Source organism: Micromonospora sp. NBC_01740 (genome assembly GCF_035920365.1).
Lineage (GTDB): Bacteria > Actinomycetota > Actinomycetes > Mycobacteriales > Micromonosporaceae > Micromonospora > Micromonospora reichwaldensis.
The window spans coordinates 5,003,247-5,022,441 of the sequence record NZ_CP109150.1 but is presented as its reverse complement, the minus strand read 5'-3'; the positions used below and the strand labels follow the sequence as shown (position 1 = coordinate 5,022,441).

The window sequence follows — 19,195 nt, the reverse complement described above, 5'->3', positions numbered from 1 at the left end:
GCGCCACCGTTCGTCGAAGCGCTTCGACACGGTCGTGACGCGGACCCACGGAAGGCGACCCGACCATGACCGACCACCCCGCCCCCTCCCCGCAGGCCATCGTCGACGACCTGCTGGACCGGCTCACCCTGCCGGAGAAGCTCGGCCTGCTGCACCAGTGGCAGGCGCCCGTGCCCCGCCTCGGCCTACCCTCCTTCCGCACCGGCACCGAGGCGCTGCACGGGGTGGCCTGGCTCGGCAAGGCCACCGTCTTCCCGCAGGCGGTCGGGCTTGCCAGCAGCTGGAACCCCGAGCTGGTCCGGGCCGTCGGCGCCGCCGTCGGCGACGAGGTGCGCGCCAAGCACCACGCCGACCCCGAGCGGGTCGGCCTCAACGTCTGGGCGCCGGTGGTCAACCCGCTGCGCGACCCCCGCTGGGGACGCAACGAGGAAGGCTGGTCCGAGGACCCGTGGCTGACCGGGCGGCTCGCCACCGCGTACGCCCAGGGACTGCGCGGCGACCACCCGCAGCGGCTGCGTACGGCGCCGACGGTCAAGCACTTCCTCGCCTACAACAACGAGACCGACCGGGCCACCACCTCCAGCGACCTGTCCCCCCGGGTGCTGCACGAGTACGAGCTGCCCGCCTTCCGCGCCCCCCTCGCCGCCGGCGCGGCCGTCGCCGTGATGGCCTCCTACAACCTGGTCAACGGGGTGCCCGCGCACCTGAGCCCGCTCATCGAGAACGAACTGCGCCGCTGGACGCCCGAGGAACTGCTGATCGTCGGGGACGCCGGCGCGGTGACCAACATCGCCGGGGTGCAGGGCCACCTGCCCGACCACGTCAGCGGCTTCGCCGCCGCCCTGCGCGCCGGGATCGACAGCTTCACCGAGGACGACGCCGACAGCGCCCCGACCGTCGCGCGACTGACCGAGGCGCTCGACCGGGGGCTGATCACCGGGTCCGACGTGGACCGCGCCGTCCGGCGGATCCTCGCCGTCCGGGTCCGCCTCGGCGATCTGGACCCGCCGCGCGACGACCCCTTCGCCGGCGTCGCGCCGGACGCCGTCGACCGCCCCGCGCACCGGGACCTGGCCCGCGAGGCCGCCCGCCAGTCGATCGTGCTGCTGCGCAACGACGGGCTGCTCCCGCTGACCGACGCGGGCCTGCGGGTGGCCGTGCTCGGCCCGCTGGCCGACGCCGTTCACGAGGACTGGTACAGCGGCACCCTGCCGTACGCGGTGACCGCGTACCAGGGCCTGGCCGAGCGACTGTCCACTGTCACCACCCACCCCGGCACCGACCGGATCGCGCTGCGCGTCGGCGGGCGCTACGTCGGCTGCCCGGACAGCCCCGACGGCGGCCCGCTGACCGTCGGCGCCGACGCCACCGGGTTCGACGTCTTCGACTGGGGACGCGACGTGGTGGCGCTGCGCGCCGCGGGCAACGGCCGGCACGTCGGAGCCGACGAGGCCGGCGCACTCGCCAACGACCGCCCGGGACCGGGCGGCTGGGTGGTACGCGAGACCTTCCGCTTCCACGACGGCCCCGACGGCACGGTGCTGCTGCACCACCTCGCCACCGGCCGGTACGTCGCCGTCGACGCGGACGGGCGGCTGCGCGCCGACGCCCCGACCCCGGGCGACGCGACCCGCTTCACGGTGGAGCTGCTGGCCGACGGGGCCGCCGAGGCCGCCGCCCTGGCCGCCGAAGCCGACGTGGCGGTGGTGGCGCTGGGCAACCACCCGATGGTCAACGGCCGGGAGACCGAGGACCGCGTCGACCTGGCCCTGCCCACCGGCCAGGAGACGTTGCTGCGGGCGGTGCACGCCGCCAACCCGCGCACGGTGCTGGTGGTGACCAGCAGCTACCCGTACGCCGTCGGGTGGGCCGAGAGGCACCTGCCGGCGGTGCTCTGGTCGGCGCACGGCGGCCAGGAGCACGGCACCGCCCTGGGCGACGTGCTGCTGGGCGACGCCGAGCCCGGCGGCCGGCTCACCCAGACCTGGTACGCCGACGCCGCCGAACTGCCCGACCTGCTCGACTACGACGTGATCGGCTCCGACGCCACCTACCTGTACCACCGGGGCGACCCGCTGTACCCGTTCGGCCACGGGCTCAGCTACACCCGCTTCGAGTACGCCGGCCTGCGGTTGAGCGTCGACGAGGCCACCGCCGGCGAGGAGGTCGAGGTGAGCGTCGAGGTCACCAACGCCGGCGACCGCCCCGGCGAGGAGGTCGTGCAGCTCTACACGCGCCAGCGCCGCTCCCGCGTCAAGCAGCCGCTGCGCCAGCTGCGCGACTTCGCCCGGATCAGCCTCGCGCCGGGGCAGCGGCAGGTGGTCCGGCTGCGGCTGCGTACCGCCGAGCTGAGCTGGTGGGACGAGACCCGGGGCCGGCGGGTGGTGGAGGACGCCACCCACACCGTCCTCGTCGGGCGCTCCGCGCGCGACGTGCGGCTGGTCGGCACCCTCGCCGTACGCGGCGACGAGGCGGCGGGCGACGGCCGGGCGGCCGTGCCGGCGTCGGGGCGGGCGCGGTGAGCGGGGCGCGGGGGCGCCCGTCGCCCGGGCAGCCCACCATCGCCGACGTCGCCCGGCACGCCGGGGTCGCGGTGAGCACCGTGTCGTACGTGCTCAGCGGCAAGCGCGTCATCTCCGAGGTGACCCGCAACCGGGTGCTGGCCAGCATCCGGTTGCTCGGCTACCACCCGCACGCCGGGGCGCGGGCTCTGGCCAGCCGGCGGGCCAACGTGATCGCGCTGGTCCTGCCGCTGCGCGCGGGGATGCAGGTGCCCGTGGTGATGCAGTTCGCCATGGCCGTGGTCACCACCGCCCGCCGTTTCGACCACGACGTGCTGCTGGTCACCTCCGACGAGGGGCCCGCCGGCCTGCGGCGCGTCGCCGCCACCGCCCTGGTCGACGGCGTCCTGGTGATGGACGTGGAGCTGGACGACCCGCGGGTGCCGCTGCTGCGGGCGCTGGCCCGGCCCAGCGTGCTCATCGGCCTGCCCGCCGACGCCACCGGCCTGACCTGTGTGGACCTGGACTTCCACCGGGCCGGGTGGGCCTGCGTCGCGCACCTGGCCGGGCTGGGGCACCGGCGCGTGGCGCTGCTCGGCGCGCCCGCCGCCGTCTACGACCGGGGCACGGGCTTCGCGCACCGCACCCGCGCCGGCGTGGTCGAGGCCGCCGCCGTGCACGGCGTCGACGCGGTGGCGCTGCCCTGCGAGGAGGGGGCGGCGGCCGTGCGCCGCACCCTCGCCGACCTGCTGGAACGCCACCCTGACGTGTCGGGGCTGATCGTGCAGAACGAGGCCGCCGTGGACCCGGTGCTGGCCACGTTGCCCGCGCTGGGCCGGCGGGTGCCGCAGGACGTGTCGGTGGTCGCCGTCTGCCCCGACCGCTTCGCCGAGCAGGCCAGCCCGATGCTCACCGCCGTGCCCGTCCCCGCCGAGGAGATCGGCACGCAGGCCGTGTCGCTGCTGATGCGCAAGCTCGACGGCGAGGCGGTGCCGGAGGTCACCCTGCTGCCGCCCCGGCTGACGGTACGCGGCAGCACCGCCGCCCCCGCCCCGGCGGCGAGGGCCGGCCGGTGACGGCCGGACCGTCCCCCGCCGCGCACCGCATCGTCGACACCGCCCCCGCCGAGCGCTGGGAGGACGCGTTCCTCTCCGGCAACGGCGAGGCCGGGATCATGGTGTACGGCCGGCCGCACGCCGAACGCATCATCGTCAACCACCACCGCTTCGTCCTGCCCAACGGCACCCGCGACGCCCGGCCGCCCGAGCTGGCCGCCCTGCTGCCCCGCGTCCGTGAGCTGATCCTCGCCGACCGGCGCGCCGAGGCCAGCCGGCTGCTCGCCGGCGACGGCGTGCTGCGCTGGACGCAGTCGTTCCATCCCGGCTTCGCCCTCACCGTCGACGCCGTGGCGCCCGGCCCCGTCGACGACTACCGGCGCCGCACCGAGTTCACCACCGGGGAGGTCGTCGTCGAGTGGGCCGGCGGCCGGCGACGCTCGTTCGTCTCCCGGGCCGACGCGCTGGTGGTCACCCACGTCGACGCGGGCACCTGCGAGGTGGGCGTCACGGGGGACCTGCCGGGCCGGCCGGATTCGGTGCGCTACACCGTCGCCGCGTACCGCCGGGGGGAGCTGGTCTTCCTGCGGGTGCGGGGCCGCTACCCCGACGCGGGCGGCGCGTACGGCTTCGAGGGGCTCACCCTGCTGCGCGGCGACGTGGCGGTCCTCGGTGACGACCGGGTGGCGGTGCGCGGCCCGGCGCTGCTGACCACGGCGCTCGACCGCCCCGACACGCCGCCGTGGCGCACCGGCGAGCTGGAGGAGCGGCTGGCGGCCCACGCCGGCGACGGCTACGAGAGCCTGCTGGCCCGGCACGTCGTGCTGCACGGCCGCGCCTACGGACGGGTGAGCCTGGACCTGCGGGTGCCGGACGCACAGCGGGAACTGCCCGTAAGCGAGTTGCTCGCGGCGCAGGACGCCGACGCGGGCACGCTGCGGCCGGCCCTGCTGGAGCGGCTGTTCCACGCCGGCCGGTACCTGCTGCTCAGCTCCAGCGGTGTCCTGCCGCCCCGGCTGACCGGGCTGTGGCTCGGCTCGTGGGACGCCGCCTGGGCGGGCGACTTCACCACCGACGCCAACCTGAACCTGCAACTGGCCGGCGCGAACGTCGGCGCCCTGCCGGAGGTGACCGCGGCCCACGCCAACCTGGTACGCGGCCAGGTCGACGACTGGCGGCGCAACGCGCGGGCGATCTACGGGGCCCGGGGCCTGCTGGCGCCCAGCCGCACCGACGGCGAGCACGGCCACCTGTTCCACCTGCACGAGGACTGGCCCTTCGCCGCGTGGCTGCCCGGCGCGGACTGGCTGCTGCACCCGCTGCACGAGCAGCACCTGGTCACCGGTGCGCCCCTCGGGGAGGTGGCCGGCTGGCTGGCGGAGGTGGCGGACTTCTTCGCGGACCTGCTCACCGTCACCGACGAGGCGGGCAGGGTGGTCGTGGTGCCGTCGTACTCGGCGGAGACCGGCCCGCACGACGAGCGGGGGCGGGCGGTGCACGTGGCGGTGAACGCCACGATGGACATCGCCGCCGCCCGGCACGCCCTGCGTACCGCCGCCGAGGTGACCGGCTCGGACCGGTGGGCGGGGCTGCTGGGGCGGCTGCCCGCGTACCGGGTGGACGGGCGCGGGGCGCTGGCCGAGTGGGCGTGGCCCGGCTACCACGGCGACGACGACCACCGCCACGTCAGCCACCTCTACCCGGTGTGGCCGCTGGACGAGATCAACCCGGACGACACCCCCGAGCTGGCCCGGGCCGCGCACCGGGCGCTGACGCTGCGCGGCGACGAGAACCTCTCCGCGCACGGCAGCCTGCACCGGGCGCTGGCCGCCGCCCGGCTGCACGACGGGGCGCTGACCGCCGCGAACCTGCTGAAGATCGTCGGCAACGACATGTTCTTCCGGTCCCTGATGAGCGCACACAACCCGCACCTGGTGACGTACAACGCCGACGCCGCGCACGCCCTGCCGGCGGTGCTGATCGAGTCGCTGGTGCAGTCCCGCCCGGGGCTGCTGCGGCTGCTGCCGGCCGCACTGCCGGGCCTGGACGCGGGGGTGCTGCGCGGGGTGGTTTGCCGGGGCCGCGTCGGCGTCGAGGAGTTGGTCTGGTCGGCGGGGCGGGTGCGGGCCCGGCTGCGCTCCCCCGTCGCGCAGCGGATCAGCGTGCGCAGCCCGTACGGCGCACGGGACGTGGACCTGGCCGCGGCGACGCCGGTCGAGGTGGCCTTCGACGCCCCCGGATGAGCGGCGCTCGGCGTCGAGATCCGGGGGCCGCCTCCGCACGCCCTGCGCCGACGGGCGGTCAGAGCGCGTCGGGCCGGTCGAGCGCCGGATGCCGCTCGCCGGGAGCGGCGTGCCAGACGGGGGCGTCCTCGCGCAGCGCCGTGTCGACGCGCAGCCGCGCCCACTCGTTGATCTCCGGCAGGTCGGCAGGGTCGAACCAGGCCACCTCGGTGGACTCGTCGTCGTTGACGCGCGGCTCGCCGCCCACCGCCCGGCACCGGAACCACACGTTCAGGTACTCGCAGACGTCGCCGTTGGGGTAGACGACGGGGTGGGTGGCGACGCCGGCGACCCCGTCGACGCGCACGTGCACGCCGGTCTCCTCGTACACCTCCCGCACTACCGCGTCGGCGGGTTGCTCACCGGGGTCGATGAGGCCGGCGGGCACCGACCAGCGGCCGTTGTCGGCGCGCCGGGCCAGCAGCACCCGCCCGGCGTCGTCGCGCACGACCGCGCTGATCCCGGGCAGCAGGAGCAGGTCGTGACCGACGTAGGCGCGCAGCCGGGCGACGTACGGGGAGATGGCCACGCCGGCCACGTTAGCCGGTGGCGTCGCGGTGCCGGCGCAGCATCCCGGCGGCCAGCGGCGCGGCGTCCAGGTCGCCGGCGGCGACCCGGGCGGCGACGGTACGGCGCACGAGCCGGTCGGCCAGCGTCGGCGCGTGCCGGGCGAGGGCCAGTTCGAGGCGCCCGCGCCGGGTGGTGGCCACGTCCCGGGGCGCCCGCCGGGCGGTGGCGGCGCGCAGGATCGCGGCGACGACCCCCGCCACCGGTTCCGGGCGGGACACCCCGTTCAGGGACAGGCCGGCGTCGGCGGTGCTGTCGTGGATCGGCGAGGCGACCATGCTCGGGTAGACGACGCTCACCCCGACGTGGGTGCCCACCTCGTGGCGCAGCGCGTCGGCGTAGGCGACCAGCGCCCGCTTGCTGACCCCGTACGCGGCGGCCAGCGGCAGCGGCAGCAGGGCCATCCGGCTGGCGACGAAGACCACCCGCCCACGGGCGGCCTCCAGGGCGGGCAGCGCGGCGGCGGTGGTGCGCCAGGCGGCGAGCAGGTTCACCTCCAGCTGCTGGCGCACCACCTCGTCGGGCGGCAGCTCGGCCGGGGCGGGTCCGCCGACGCCGGCGTTGTTGACCAGCAGGTCCAGCCCACCGAGGCGGTCCACGGCGGCGGCGACCGTGGGCGCCACGGCGGCCGGGTCGGTCAGGTCGCAGCCGAGCACCGGCACGCCCTCGCCCTCGCCCTCGCCCGGGTCGCGGTCGACGGCGACGGTGCCCGGCTGGCGGTCGATGCCGACGACCCGTGCCCCGGCGGCGGTGAACGCGGCGCACAGGTGCCGGCCGAAGGTGCCGCTGGCCCCGGTGACCAGCACCCGGCGACCCGCCAGCCCGCTCATGCCGCGGCTCCGCGGGCGCGGCGGGTGCCGGCGGCCAGTTCCCGCCTCAGCTCGGCCAGGTACGCGTCGAAGTCCACCCGCATGGCGGGCCGGCGCTGCCCCCACCGGGCGGTGGCGGCGCGCAGTTCGGCCCGGCAGGCGGCGCGCTGCCGGTGCGGCTCGGGCAGCGCGTAGCGGCCGGACAGCTGCGCCGCGACCAGCTTGGCCTGCGCCTCGACCAGCGGGAACGCCGCACCGGTGGACTGCATCAGCCCGACGAACGCCAGCCCGGGCGCGTCGAGGTGGAACACGTGCCGGTACAGCGGCAGGGTGTCCGCCCCGTCGCCGAGCAACGCCGGGTCGAGAAACGGGATCTCGACCCGGTAGCCGGTGCACCAGATGACCAGGTCGACCTCGTCGACGCGGCCGTCGGTGAAGGTGACCCGGTCGCCGTCGAAGCCGGCGATGCCGGGGCGGGGCTCGATCTCGCCGTGGGTCAGCCGGGACAGCAGCCCGTCCGACAGCGTCGGGTGGTCCTGGAGGAAGCCGTGCGCGGGGGCGGGCAGGCCGTAGCGGGTGGGCGCGCCGACGGTGGCGGCGAGCATCCGTTCGGTGATGCGCTGGCGCAGCCGCCACGGCAACCTGCGGGCCAGGGCACCGTTGAGGGTGTCCGACGGGCGGCCGAGCAGGTGTTTCGGCACCACCCAGACGCCCCGGCGCAGCGACAGCAGGGTGCGCCGGGCCGCGTACGAGGCGTCCACGGCGATGTCCATCGCGGAGTTGCCGCCGCCGACGACCAGCACCCGCCGGCCGGCGAGCTGGTCGGGGCCCCGGTAGGCGTGGCTGTGCAGCTGCTCGGCGGTGCAGTCGCCCGGGTGTGCGGGGGCGGGCGGTTTCGGCACCCGGTTGTGGCCGTTGGCGACGACGACGGCGTCGACGGTGACCTCGACACCGCCGTCGGGTCCGTCGGCGTGCACCGTCCACCGGCCGTCGCCGCCCCGCTTGACCCGGTCGACGGTGTGCCGCAGCCGCACCGCGTCGTGCAGCCCGAACCGGTCGGCGTAGTCGGTGAGCCAGCCGGCGACCCGGGCGTGGTCGGGGTAGTCCGGCCAGTGCGCCGGCATGGGGTGGTCGACGAACTCGGTGCGGGCCTTGCTGGTGTTCAGGTGCAGGGTTCGGTAGGCGGGCGAGCCGGGTGTCCCGTACACCCAGAGGCCACCGACGCGGTCGGCCGACTCGAAGCAGACGGCGGGCACGCCGACGTCGGCGAGCGCCTTGAGGGTGGCCAGTCCGGCCGCGCCCGCGCCGATGACCGCCACCCGGGGCTGTGCACCCATCGCCGGCTCCTCCCCGTTAATCCAACGTGCGTTGGATAATGGCCCGGTGCGGGCCGGCACGTCAAGGCGTCGCCGGCCCGTACAGCCCGTCGAGGAAGCGGTGCACGAAGGCGCGGAACTCCCGCCGCTCGCGCGCCTGCGACCCCCCGCCGGCGGCCAGGGCCACCACGTGCCCGTGCACCGCCCACACCAGGCTGCGCACCGTCACGTGCGGCGCCGGCTCGACCAGCGCCCCGGCCGCCGCGGCGGCGGTGAGCAGGTCGGCGACGAGCCGGTACAGCGGCGCCGCGTAGCGCTCGTCGAGTTCGGCGTGCCGCTGCGGCTCCAGCCAGCGGCGCAGCCACAACGCGGTGGTCTCGGGCCGGTCCTCCAGGAAGTCCACGAACACGTCCACCAGGTCGTGCAGCGCGCGCCGGACCTCGCCCGGCCCGCTGTGCAGGGCCTGCCGGGCGCGCCCGGCCGCCGCCTCGAGCGCCTCCCGCTCGGCGGCGAAGACCCGCGCGAAGCAGGCGTCGTAGAGTTGCGCCTTCGTACCCGTGTGGTGCGAGACCGTGGCGACGTCGACGCCGGCGGCCGCCGCGACCTCCCGCAGCCCGACGGCGTCGAAGCCCCGCCGGGCGAACAGCGCGGTCGCGGCGGTGAGCACCACCTCCCGGGTCGGTCGGGTCTCCTCGCGGCGGGGCCGCCCGGGTCGACGGCGGGGCATGGTCATGGCCGCCATTCTGCCCCTACAATCCAGCATCCGTTGGATTGCGGGCGGCGTGCCCGCCGAGGAGGTCGCCATGACCGGGCTCGACCAGCAGTCGGCCGGTACGGACACCACCACCGCCCTGCCCCGCGGGCCGTTGCTCGGCTTCGCCGCCGGTTCCCTCGGCATGGGCGTCTGGGTGACGGTCCCCGGCCTGCTGCTGCTCTACTTCCTCACCGATGTGCTGGCCGTCGCCCCCTGGCTGGCCGGCCTGGCACTGCTGCTGCCGAAGATCGCCGACGTGCTGCTGCACCCCTGGATCGGGCACCGCTGCGACGTCGAACAGGCCCGCCGGGGCGACCGGCGCCGGCTGCTGCTGCTCGGCTGCGCCCTGCCGCTGGCCTTCGCCACGCTGTTCGCCGTGCCCGGCGGGCTCACCGGCGCGCCGGCCGCCGCCTGGGTGGCGCTCGCCTTCGTCGCCGGCAACCTGCTCTTCGCCGCCTACCAGGTCCCCTACCTGGCCACCCCCGCCGACCTGCGGATCGGCTACCACGAGCGCACCCGGCTGATGGCCTTCCGGATGGTGGTGCTGACCCTCGGCATCCTCGTCTCCGGGCTGCTGGCGCCCCTGCTGACCGGCGGCGAGGACGCCACCCGGGCCGGCTACCAGCGGATGGGCGTGCTGCTGGCCGTCGGGATGCTGGCCGCCATGCTGGTCGGCGTGGCCGGCATCGCCCGGCTGCGCCGGGCCGCCGCCGCGACACCCGCACCGCACGGCGGCGGCTGGCGGGCGCTCGTCGTGGCGCTGCGCGACCGGCAGTTCCGTTGGCTGGTCGCCGCGTACCTGGCCATGTCCACCACCACCCACCTGGTCCTGGCCGCGGTGCCCTACTACGCCGAGTACGAGCTGGGCCGCCCCGCCCTGACCACCGTGCTGGTGGCCGCGTTCGTCGCCCCGGCGCTGCTGGTCACCCCGGCGTGGCTGGTGCTGGCCCGCCGCGTCGGCAAGCAGCGGGCGCTGCTGGGCGCCCAGGGCGCCTTCGCGGCCGGCTCGCTGGTCCTCGCCGTCGGCCGTCCCGCCGGGTTGCCCCTGCTGGTGGCCGCCGTCGCGGTGCTCGGAGTCGCCTTCGCCGGCATGCAACTGCTGCCGTTCTCGATGGTGCCCGACGTCATCCGCGCGGGCGGCGGCGCCGCCGGCACCTACACCGGGGTCTGGACGGCCACCGAGGCCACCGGCGCGGCGCTGGGCCCGTGGGCGTATTCGCTGTGCCTGGCCGCGGGCGGGTTCGTCGCCTCCACTGCCGGCGAGGGCGTCACGCAGCCCGACGGCGCGCTGACCGCGATCCGCTGGGGCTTCGGGCTGCTGCCCGCGGCGGCGATGCTCGTCGCGCTGCTGCTGCAACGCCGCTACACCCTGGACCGCACGGCCCGCCCGGCCGGCTGAGCGGCCGACCGCCGCCGCCCGTCACAGGTCCGCCGCCGTCGCGCACCCGTCTTCGTCACGGGTCGGGCAGGCCGGGATCGCGGCGACCCGGGGGCGGCGGGCGCACCGCTGGTGGCCACCGGACCCGGCAGTAGACTCCGCCCTCGATGGACGCCGAGCCCACCCCCGCCGAGACCCGCCCCTGCGCCCACTGCGGACGCCAGGTGCCGCAGCGCGTCGGCGCCGGCCGGCCGTTCCGCTACTGCCGCGACAACGACGGCGCCTGCCAACGGGCCTCACGCAACAGCCGGATGCGGCACCGCAACGCCCCCGGCCTGCCCGGCCAGGTGGCCCGCACCTGGGAGGCGGTCGACCGGCTGGAGCAGGTCGCGGAGACCCTCGCCGACGCCCTGCACGCCGAGTTGTCCCCGGTGGGGGTGGAACGCCAGCTCGCGCAGGCCCGCGCCGACGCGGCGACGCAGGTCGCGGCGGCCCAGACCGAACGCGACGAGGCCCGCCGCGACGCCGAGGACGCCGCCGCGTCCGCCGTCCGGGCCCGCGAGGAGGCCCGGTCCGCCGCCGCCGAACGCAACGCCGCCCACGACGAGGCCCGGCGCGCCGGCGAGCGGGCCACGGCCGCCGTCGAACGCGCCGACCGGGCGGAGGCCGCCCGCGACGACGCCCGTCAGCAGGCCAGCGCCGCGGAGGCCCTGCGCACCCAGGCCGAACGCGACCGCGACACGGCCCGCCACGAGCTGCGCGCGCTACGCGTCGAGATCGACGCCGAACGCCGCCGCGGCACCGAACTCACCGGCGAACGCGACGCCGCCCGCGCCGACGCCGACCGGGCGACCCGCGCCGCAACCGAGGCCCTCGACCGCGCGCAGCGCCTGCACGCCGAGGCCGAGCAGGCCCGTGAGCGCGCCGGTCAGGCCCGCGCCGAGGCCGACGCCGCCCGCACGGCCGCCGCCGAGGCCGACGCGGCCCGGCAACGCGCCGAAGCCACGCACCGGGACGCCGAGGCCGCCAGGCGGCGCGCCGAGGCCACCGCCGAGCAGGCCCGCACGGAACTGGCCGCGCTCACCGGCCGGCACGACACGCTGCGCGCCGACCTGGCCGCCGCGCGCGAGGCCGCGAGCGCCGCCGAGGGCCGCGCTGCCGAGTTGACCGTACGGCTGCGCGCCGCCGAGACCGACCGCGACGAGGCGCAGCGGCGGGCGGCCCAGCTCGCCGAGCAGGTCAGCCACCTCGCCGCCGCCCTGGCCCACCTGGGCCCCCGCGCGACCGGCTGAGCTATCTCCGGTCACCCACGGGCGGTGGCGGTGTAGCGGCGGGCCAGCCGCGCGAAGGCGTCCCTGAGCTCGGCCGGGCCGACGACCTCGATGTCGACGTCGAAGCGGCCGATGGAGGCGGCCAGCCCCACCCACGACCACGAACCCAGGACGAGCCGGCAGCGGTGCGGGCCGAGTTCCTCGACGAGCGCGTCGTGCAGGTACCCGGACACCACAGCGGCCGGCAGGTCGAGGATCACCTCCCCGCGGCAGGGCCAGCCGTCGGCGCCCCCGGAGCCCTGGAAGCGGCTGGTCACGAAGGTCGCCACGTCACCCCCGGGCAGCTCACGTGGGGTGAACCGGGGCCCGGTGGGGGTACGCGGGCTGATCCGGTCGGCGCGGAAGGTGCGCCAGTCCCCGCGGTCGAGGTCCCACGCCACCAGGTACCAGCGTCCGCCCCACGTGACGAGGTGGTGCGGCTGCACCCGGCGCGGCGCGGGCAGCCCACCGTCGCCGTCGGCCTCCGGCGGGGTCACGGGGGTGTAGTCGAAGCGCAGCACCTCGCGGGCGTGCACGGCGGCGCCGAGCGCCATGAGCACGCCGCTGTCGACCTGCCGGGCCGCCCGGGTCGGGGACCGCTCGACGGCGGTGACCTGGAGGATGTCGATGCGGTGGCGCAGCCGGGCGGGCATGACCTGCCGGACCGTGTGCAGTGCGCGCGCCGCAGCTTCCTCGATGCCGGCACCGGCGGTCGTGGCGCTCTGCAACGCGATGGCCAGGGCCACGGCCTGCTCGTCGTCGAACAGCAGCGGCGGCAGCTGCGCGCCGGCGGCGAGGCGGTAGCCACCGTCGGGTCCCTTGACGGCCGCGATGGGGTAGCCGAGCTCGCGCAGCCGCTCGACGTCGCGCCGTACGGTGCGCGCGCTCACGTCCAGCCGCGCGGCCAGCAGCCCTCCCGGCCAGTCCCGGCGTGCCTGCAGCAGCGACAGCAACGCCAGCAGGCGTGCGGAAGTTTTCGGCATTCCCCCATGGTGCCCGCAGAAGCGGACACATCCTGTCCGCTTCGGCTGCGAACGTAGGTCACGTGCCCACCGATGACGACACGAAGGACCCGAACGCCGTGACCGACACCGCCACCGCCACGCCCCCGACGACCCTCGACCCCGAGCGGGCCGACCTGCTCGCCGCGCTCTCGACCGCCCGATCCGCCCTGACCGGCACCGTCCGCGGCCTCACCGACGAGCAGCTCGGCCAGCGCCCGACGGCCAGCGCGCTGTGCCTGGGCGGGCTGGTCAAGCACGTCGCGGCCATGGAGCGATCGTGGCTGCGCTTCGTGGTCGAGGGCACCTCGGCCATGTCCTTCGCCCTGCCCGACGGGGTCACCTGGGCCGACATCACGGCCGGCACGGCCCGCGAGGTGCCGCAGTGGCTCGTCGAGCACGAGGCCGGCTTCCGGATGCTGCCCGGCGACACCCTGGCCGGGATCCTCGACCACTACGCGCAGGTCGCCGCCCGCACCGAGGAGACCGTCGCCGCCGTCGCCGACCTGTCGGCGACCCACCCGCTGCCGTCGGCGCCGTGGCACGAGGTGACGGGGGTGCTCAGCGTACGGGGGGTGCTGATGCACGTCATCGCCGAGACCGCCCAGCACGCCGGGCACGCCGACATCCTGCGCGAGAGCCTCGACGGGCAGCGGGCCACCTGAGCGCCCGGCGGGTTCCGGCCACCTGACCGGGACCCGCCCGCACCCGCCTCCGCCGACCCGCAGGGAAGACGTGCACCGATGACCGTTCTGGACGCCCGGGCGCTCAACCGCGCCACGCTGGCCCGGCAGCTGCTGCTCGACCGCGCCGACGTGCCGGTCCTCGACGCCGTCGCGCACCTGTGCGGCCTGCAGGCGCAGGAACCACAGGAGCCGTTCGTCGGGCTCTGGTCCCGGGTGCGCGGGTTCGACCCGACGGCGCTGTCGGACCTGCTGACCTGCCGGCGCGTGGTGCGGATGCACCTCATGCGCCGCACCGTGCACCTCGTCACCGCCGACGACGCACTGGCGTGGCGGGCCCGCCACGACGGCATGCTGCGCCAGCGGGTACTCGGGGTCTACCGTCGCGAACTCGCCGGCGTGGACCTCGACGAGCTCGCCACGGCGGGCCGGGAGGTGCTGGCCGACGGCGAGCCACGCTCGATGACCGGGCTCGCGCGGGCGCTCGCCGACCGGTGGCCGGCACCGGGACCGAGGGCGCTGGGCGAGATGCTGCTCGCCGCCCTCGTCCCGGTGGTGCAGCTGCCGCCGCGCGGGCTGTGGCGCACGACGGCGGGCGTACGCAACGCGCTGCTCTCCTCCTGGCTGGGCCGCGAGATCGACCCGCCGGCCCCGCCGGGCTGCGACCCGGTCGGCGAGGCGATCGTGCGGCGCTACCTGGCCGCCTTCGGTCCGGCCTCGACGGCCGACCTGCGCGCCTGGTCCGGCCTCGCCGGCCTGCCGGCGGCGGTGACCGCGATCCGCGAGGAGCTGGTCGTCCTGCGCGACGAGCGCGGGCGGCGGCTGTGGGACCTGCCCGACGCGCCGCGCCCCGACGCCGACACACCCGCGCCGGTGCGGTTCCTGCCGGCGTTCGACAACGCGCTGCTCGGCTACGACGACCGCAGCCGCATCGTCGACGACGCCCACCGTGGCCTGTCGGTCGCCGGCGAGCGCGTCGTCCTGGTCGACGGCCGGGTCGCCGCCACCTGGAGCGTCGCGGCCGACACCGTGACCGTCGCCCCGCTGCGGCGCCTCTCCCGCGCCGAACGCGCCGCCGTGGCCGAGCAGGGACGGGCGGTGGCGTCGTTCCTCTCCGACGACGCCAGCGACCGCGTACGCATCGCCGCGTCCACGCCCTGAGCACCGCACCGCCCGGGGCAGCGCAGGGACCGTCACCAGGCCATGATGCCGGGGTGGGAAAGACATACGAGCGCATCGAGGGCCGGCTGCGCAGCTTCATCGAGGACCAGCCCCTGTTCTTCACCGCCACGGCGCCGCTGTCGGGCGACGGCACCATCAACCTGTCCCCGAAGGGGCTGCGTGGCTCGTGGGCGGTCGTCGACGCGCACACCGTGGCCTACCTGGACTTCGCCGGCAGCAACGCCGAGACGATCGCGCACCTGCGGGAGAACGGGCGGATCACGCTCATGTGGTGCGCGTTCGACGGGCCGCCGAACATCGTGCGGGTGCACGGGCGCGGCGAGCCGGTGTTTCGCGACGACCCCCGCTGGGCGGAGCTGACGGGCCACTTCCCGGACATCGACACCAGCGTCCACGGCCTGCGGGCGATCATCGTCGTACGCGCCGAACTGATCCGCGACACCTGCGGCTACGCGGTGCCGTTCATGTCCTACGACGCCGACCGCGACCTGCACGCCCGGCGGTTCGCCCGGGAGGACGACGCGTCGCTGAGCGACTACTTCGCCGGCAAGGACCACGTGGCCCGCAGCATCGACGGGCTGCCGGGCCTGCCGCTGCCGCTGCCACCGACCCCGGCGACCTGAGCCGGCCGCCGGCGTTCCCGGCGCGGGCTCACGGGCGAGCGGGGCGACGGCGAGGGGCGCGACCGGCGCGTCACCGGCCGTGGCGACCTGCGCGGCTTCGGGGCGGCTACCATCGCCGGTGGCACAGCGGAAACCCTCCACCCGCCCGACCCGGCCCGGGGCGACGCCGCCGGGCGGCTGGCGTGGCCGGCTACCCTTGTGCAGGCTCGCCCGGCGTACGGGCGGGAATGGCCCGGCGGGAACGGACCGTTACACCGAGAAGACCAGCACCACGAACGAGGGGAAGTCGATCATGGGCGAGCGTATGCTGCGTGGCAGCCGTCTGGGCGCGGTCAGCTACGAATCCGACCGCAACACGGAGCTCGCGCCGCGTCAGACCCGCGAGTACCTCTGCGCCAAGGGCCACCAGTTCGAGGTTCCGTTCGCCGTCGACGCCGAGGTCCCCACGACCTGGGAATGCAAGTTCGACGGCAGCGTGGCCCGGCTGGTCGACGGCAACGAGCCGGAGCAGAAGAAGGCCAAGCCGCCGCGCACCCACTGGGACATGCTGCTGGAGCGGCGTTCCATCGCCGAGCTGGAGGACATCCTCGCCGAGCGGCTGCAGGAGGTCCGCACCCGCCGCGGCCGCGCCTGAGCCGCACCGTCAACGCCACGGCGCCCCGGGAGCATCGCTCCCGGGGCGCCGTCGTGTCCAGGTCAGCTTCGGCCGGGCTCCACGATCTCCCCCTCGATGGCGCGGCCCCCGTCGACGACGGTGGGCTCGGCAGCCGGCTGCGGCTGCGGCGGCTGCTGCTGCTGCGGCGCACCCCGGTGCACCCGCACCCGGCGCGGCCCGAACAGGTCACCGGCGACCATCGACGACACCCGCCGCTCCGCGGCCCGCTGCACCCCGTTGCGGGCCAGCCGACGCACCGGCGGCACCAGCAACGACACCCCCACCAGGCCACTGAGCAGGCCCGGCATCGCCAGCAGCAGCGCCCCGAGCAGCCCCACGAGGCCGTCGGTGACCTGCCGGCCCGGCGGCTGACCGGCCTGCGCGGAGGCCTTGAAGCCACGCCAGGCGCGCATCCCCTCCCGACGCAGCAGCACCAGCCCCAGCAGCGACACCGCGAACACCACCAGCAGCGCCGAGCCGAACCCGATCGCCCGCCCCACCACGACGAACACCGCCAGCTCCAGCAGCGTCGCCGCCAACAGGGCCAACGGCACAAACCTCAGTCCTCGGCGCATCTCACCCCATTCGCCATCAGCGGCGCCTACGGCGGGGCCACCCCGCGCGGGCGCCGGCGCCCCATCCAGCATGACACGCCGCCGCTCAGGGCCACCGCACCTGACCGGTGGGGGTGCCGTGCAGGCCACGCCGTACCGCCTGCCGCCGGTCCTGCACCCCCCACGTCGTGATCCGCCACAACGCCTCCGCCACGATCAGCGGGCTCATCTTGCTGCTGCCGCGCTCCCGCTCGGCGAACGTGATCGGCACCTCCACGATGCGCGCCCCGGACCGGTGCGCCAGCCGGGACAACTCCACCTGGAACGAATACCCCTGGGAACAGACCGACGCCAGGTCGAATGCGTCCAGGGCCGCCAGCCGGTACACCCGGTAGCCGCCGGTGGCGTCGGACAGCGGCATGCCCAACACCAGCCGCGCGTACAGGTTGCCGCAGCGCGACAGCAGCAGCCGCCGCAGCGGCCAGTTCACCACCCGTGCCCCGGCGGTCCACCGGGAGCCGATCACCACGTCGGCGTCGCGGGCGGCGGACAGCAACGCGGGCAGGTCCTCCGGGGCGTGCGAACCGTCGGCGTCCATCTCCACCACCGCGTCGAAGCCGCGCTCGCGGGCCCACGCGAACCCCGCCAGGTAGGCCGCGCCGAGGCCCTGCTTGCCCTCGCGGTGCAGCACGTGCACCCGGCGGTCGGCGCCGGCCAGGGCGTCGGCGAGCGCACCGGTGCCGTCGGGGCTGTCGTCGTCGGCGACCAGGATCTCCACCGCCGGCGCGGCGCGACGCACCCGCGCCACGATCCGCGCCACGTTGTCGGCCTCGTTGTAGGTCGGGATCACCACGAGCACCCGACCCACTCCCGGATGACCGGTGTCGGCCCGGGTGCCGGTCGTCTCGCCCACCGTCGCTCCCCCTTCGCCGGCGTACCGGCTGGTGTCACCCGGCGCGCGGCCGGCGGCGCAGCACGCCCGCGCCGACCAGGACCGCCACGGCCAGGGTGGCCAGCGCCACCTCCGGCCACAACCCGACCCGGGTGGCCAGGGTGCGCCCGTCGTCCAGCCGCAGCTGCCGCACCACGACCGCTCGGGTGTTGAACCCGGTGGCGTCGCTTACCCGCCCGTCCGGGGCAACGAACCCGGACACCCCGACCGTGGAGGCCATCAACGCCGGCCGGCCGTGCTCGACCGCCCGCAGCCGCACCATCGCCAACTGCTGGCGCGCCTCGGCCACGTCGAACGTGGCGTTGTTGGTCTGCACCACCAGCAGCTGCGCGCCGCCGACGACGGTGTCACGCACCACCTCGTCGTAGGCGACCTCGAAGCAGATCACGTCGCCGAGCACCGCCGCCCCGGTCCGCAGCACCCCCGGCTCGCTGCCCGGCACGAAGTCGGCGCGTACCCGGTCGACCTGCTTGCTGACCATCCGGGCGAGATCACGCATCGGCACGTACTCGGCGAACGGCACCGGGTGCCGCTTCGTGTACAGCTGCTCCAGGTCCGGGCCGCTGCCGGGCCGCCACAGGATCCCCGCGTTGCGCACCTGCCCCTCCCCGGGGCCGCGCAGGACCGCACCGACGAGGATCGGGGCGCCGACCGCGTCGGCGGCCTGCGAGATGCGCGCCCCGGCGTCGGTGTCGCGCAGCGGGTCGATGTCGCTGGAGTTCTCCGGCCACACCACCAGGTCGGGGCGGGGCCGCACGCCCGCGGACACCTGCCCGGCCAGCTCGATCGTGGCGTCGACGTGGTTGTTCAGCACCGCCTGCCGCTGGGCGTTGAAGTCCAGCCCGAGCCGCGGCACGTTGCCCTGCACGATCGCCACCGTGACCGCGGCGCCGCCCCCCGCGCCCGACACCGGCACCAGCAGCCCCACGACGGGCACCGCGACCGCCGCGGCGGCCAGCCCAGCCACCGGCACCCACCAGCGCCGCCGCCCGCCCCACGGCCGCCACAGCGCCGCGACCAGCAGCCCGCCCGTCAGCGCCACCGCGAACGTCACCAGCGGCGCGCCACCCCACGCGGCCAGCCGCAGCAGCGGCGAGCCGTCCTGGCTGAACGCCAAGCGCCCCCACGGGAACCCGCCGAACGGGGTGCGGTCGCGCAGCGCCTCCTGCCCCACCCACAACAGGCCGGTCACCAACGGCCAACTCCACCGCGCCCGCTCGACCAGCGGCGACACGTACGCGCCCGCCGCGCCCAGCAGCGCCAGGTAGCCGGCCTGCAACAGCGACAGCAACACCCACGGCAGGTAGCCGGTGTGCAGGTTCGTCCAGCTCAGCAGCGGCGCGAACAACGCCACCCCGGTCAGGAAACCCAGCCCGGCGCCAGCGCGTACCCGACGCCGGTGCGTCGCCGCGGCCAGCAACGCCACGCCCAGCGGCGCGAGCGGCCACAGCCCGTACGGCGGGAACGCCGCCAGCAACGCCAACCCGGCGACCACCGCCATCGGCACGGCCACCCGCAGCGGCAGCGGCCGCGCCACCTCGGGCGTCCCCGCCCCCACGGCGCCCGGCTGGCT

Annotated in this window: 16 protein-coding genes and 1 pseudogene; 9 read left to right on the top strand and 8 right to left on the bottom strand. The window is 76.3% G+C overall.

The features are described from left to right. The first annotated feature begins 65 nt into the window (after window positions 1-65). Genes OG989_RS22260 through OG989_RS22250 form a run of 3 tightly spaced genes read left to right on the top strand, consistent with a single transcriptional unit; the run spans window position 66 to window position 5,799 of the window. Complete coding sequence (locus OG989_RS22260) at window positions 66-2,522, top strand: glycoside hydrolase family 3 C-terminal domain-containing protein (RefSeq protein WP_327028311.1); 2,457 nt, start codon at window positions 66-68, stop codon at window positions 2,520-2,522. Beyond that, window positions 2,519-3,577, top strand: a complete 1,059-nt coding sequence (locus tag OG989_RS22255) for a LacI family DNA-binding transcriptional regulator (RefSeq protein WP_151456477.1) — start codon at window positions 2,519-2,521, stop codon at window positions 3,575-3,577. Before OG989_RS22260 ends, OG989_RS22255 begins: the two co-directional genes overlap by 4 nt. Then, complete coding sequence (locus tag OG989_RS22250) at window positions 3,574-5,799, top strand: glycosyl hydrolase family 95 catalytic domain-containing protein (protein WP_327028310.1); 2,226 nt, start codon at window positions 3,574-3,576, stop codon at window positions 5,797-5,799. Before OG989_RS22255 ends, OG989_RS22250 begins: the two co-directional genes overlap by 4 nt. 58 nt (window positions 5,800-5,857) lie before the next feature. Here the strand turns inward: OG989_RS22250 and OG989_RS22245 are convergent, their stop codons facing one another. The 4 genes from OG989_RS22245 to OG989_RS22230 all read right to left on the bottom strand — a co-directional run bounded on the left by OG989_RS22245 (window position 5,858) and on the right by OG989_RS22230 (window position 9,263). Then, window positions 5,858-6,367 (bottom strand): NUDIX hydrolase, encoded by a 510-nt coding sequence (locus tag OG989_RS22245; RefSeq protein ID WP_151457142.1) that lies wholly within the window; start codon window positions 6,365-6,367, stop codon window positions 5,858-5,860. Between the two features lie 10 nt (window positions 6,368-6,377). Then, window positions 6,378-7,235 (bottom strand): SDR family NAD(P)-dependent oxidoreductase, encoded by an 858-nt coding sequence (locus OG989_RS22240; RefSeq protein WP_327028309.1) that lies wholly within the window; start codon window positions 7,233-7,235, stop codon window positions 6,378-6,380. Continuing rightward, entirely contained in the window at window positions 7,232-8,551 is a 1,320-nt protein-coding gene (locus OG989_RS22235) for a flavin-containing monooxygenase (protein WP_327028308.1), read from the bottom strand. The genes OG989_RS22240 and OG989_RS22235 overlap by 4 nt, the downstream gene beginning before the upstream one ends. A gap of 61 nt (window positions 8,552-8,612) precedes the next feature. Next, window positions 8,613-9,263: a TetR/AcrR family transcriptional regulator gene (locus OG989_RS22230; RefSeq protein ID WP_225852478.1), complete on the bottom strand. Its 651-nt coding sequence runs from the start codon at window positions 9,261-9,263 to the stop codon at window positions 8,613-8,615. Window positions 9,264-9,333: 70 nt separating this feature from the next. Between OG989_RS22230 and OG989_RS22225 the strand changes: the two genes are divergently transcribed. Together OG989_RS22225 and OG989_RS22220 are read left to right on the top strand one after the other, a co-directional pair. After that, window positions 9,334-10,683 (top strand): MFS transporter, encoded by a 1,350-nt coding sequence (locus tag OG989_RS22225; RefSeq protein WP_327028307.1) that lies wholly within the window; start codon window positions 9,334-9,336, stop codon window positions 10,681-10,683. Window positions 10,684-10,829: 146 nt separating this feature from the next. Next, window positions 10,830-11,954: a hypothetical protein gene (locus tag OG989_RS22220; protein ID WP_327028306.1), complete on the top strand. Its 1,125-nt coding sequence runs from the start codon at window positions 10,830-10,832 to the stop codon at window positions 11,952-11,954. Window positions 11,955-11,965: 11 nt separating this feature from the next. On the opposite strand, the gene OG989_RS22215 is transcribed toward OG989_RS22220, so the two are convergent. Next, window positions 11,966-12,955 carry a helix-turn-helix transcriptional regulator gene (locus OG989_RS22215; RefSeq protein ID WP_327028305.1) on the bottom strand — a complete coding sequence of 330 codons (990 nt, stop codon included), beginning with the start codon at window positions 12,953-12,955 and terminating at the stop codon, window positions 11,966-11,968. A 62-nt stretch (window positions 12,956-13,017) separates the two neighbouring features. Here OG989_RS22215 and OG989_RS22210 point away from each other — a divergent pair, with 62 nt between their 5' ends. The 4 genes from OG989_RS22210 to OG989_RS22195 all read left to right on the top strand — a co-directional run bounded on the left by OG989_RS22210 (window position 13,018) and on the right by OG989_RS22195 (window position 16,095). Further along, window positions 13,018-13,638 carry a DinB family protein gene (locus tag OG989_RS22210; protein ID WP_225852450.1) on the top strand — a complete coding sequence of 207 codons (621 nt, stop codon included), beginning with the start codon at window positions 13,018-13,020 and terminating at the stop codon, window positions 13,636-13,638. A gap of 78 nt (window positions 13,639-13,716) precedes the next feature. Next, the gene (locus OG989_RS22205; RefSeq protein ID WP_327028304.1) at window positions 13,717-14,817 is read left to right on the top strand and encodes a winged helix DNA-binding domain-containing protein; all 1,101 of its coding nucleotides are present in this window, start codon (window positions 13,717-13,719) and stop codon (window positions 14,815-14,817) included. A 53-nt stretch (window positions 14,818-14,870) separates the two neighbouring features. Next, entirely contained in the window at window positions 14,871-15,461 is a 591-nt protein-coding gene (locus tag OG989_RS22200; RefSeq protein WP_151456917.1) for a pyridoxamine 5'-phosphate oxidase family protein, read from the top strand. Window positions 15,462-15,753: 292 nt separating this feature from the next. Beyond that, the gene (locus tag OG989_RS22195; RefSeq protein ID WP_007460094.1) at window positions 15,754-16,095 is read left to right on the top strand and encodes an RNA polymerase-binding protein RbpA; all 342 of its coding nucleotides are present in this window, start codon (window positions 15,754-15,756) and stop codon (window positions 16,093-16,095) included. A 62-nt stretch (window positions 16,096-16,157) separates the two neighbouring features. Here the strand turns inward: OG989_RS22195 and OG989_RS22190 are convergent, their stop codons facing one another. The 3 genes and pseudogenes from OG989_RS22190 to lnt all read right to left on the bottom strand — a co-directional run. Beyond that, window positions 16,158-16,691, bottom strand: a complete 534-nt coding sequence (locus tag OG989_RS22190) for an FxsA family protein (RefSeq protein WP_327028303.1) — start codon at window positions 16,689-16,691, stop codon at window positions 16,158-16,160. 85 nt (window positions 16,692-16,776) lie between these two features. Further along, window positions 16,777-17,583: a polyprenol monophosphomannose synthase gene (locus OG989_RS22185; RefSeq protein ID WP_327028302.1), complete on the bottom strand. Its 807-nt coding sequence runs from the start codon at window positions 17,581-17,583 to the stop codon at window positions 16,777-16,779. 8 nt (window positions 17,584-17,591) lie between these two features. After that, a pseudogene (lnt, locus tag OG989_RS22180) lies at window positions 17,592-19,123 on the bottom strand (apolipoprotein N-acyltransferase); the annotation flags it as partial. Window positions 19,124-19,195 lie beyond the last annotated feature (72 nt).

Excerpts from the sequence above, each read along its gene's own strand:
- OG989_RS22260 (WP_327028311.1), top strand. The coding sequence starts at position 66 with ATGACCGACCACCCCGCCCCCTCCCCGCAGGCCATCGTCGACGACCTG.
- OG989_RS22240 (WP_327028309.1), bottom strand. The coding sequence starts at position 7,235 with ATGAGCGGGCTGGCGGGTCGCCGGGTGCTGGTCACCGGGGCCAGCGGC.
- OG989_RS22235 (WP_327028308.1), bottom strand. The coding sequence starts at position 8,551 with ATGGGTGCACAGCCCCGGGTGGCGGTCATCGGCGCGGGCGCGGCCGGA.
- OG989_RS22230 (WP_225852478.1), bottom strand. The coding sequence starts at position 9,263 with ATGACCATGCCCCGCCGTCGACCCGGGCGGCCCCGCCGCGAGGAGACC.
- OG989_RS22225 (WP_327028307.1), top strand. The coding sequence starts at position 9,334 with ATGACCGGGCTCGACCAGCAGTCGGCCGGTACGGACACCACCACCGCC.
- OG989_RS22220 (WP_327028306.1), top strand. The coding sequence starts at position 10,830 with ATGGACGCCGAGCCCACCCCCGCCGAGACCCGCCCCTGCGCCCACTGC.
- OG989_RS22215 (WP_327028305.1), bottom strand. The coding sequence starts at position 12,955 with ATGCCGAAAACTTCCGCACGCCTGCTGGCGTTGCTGTCGCTGCTGCAG.
- OG989_RS22205 (WP_327028304.1), top strand. The coding sequence starts at position 13,717 with ATGACCGTTCTGGACGCCCGGGCGCTCAACCGCGCCACGCTGGCCCGG.
- OG989_RS22195 (WP_007460094.1), top strand. The coding sequence starts at position 15,754 with ATGGGCGAGCGTATGCTGCGTGGCAGCCGTCTGGGCGCGGTCAGCTAC.
- OG989_RS22190 (WP_327028303.1), bottom strand. The coding sequence starts at position 16,691 with ATGCGCCGAGGACTGAGGTTTGTGCCGTTGGCCCTGTTGGCGGCGACG.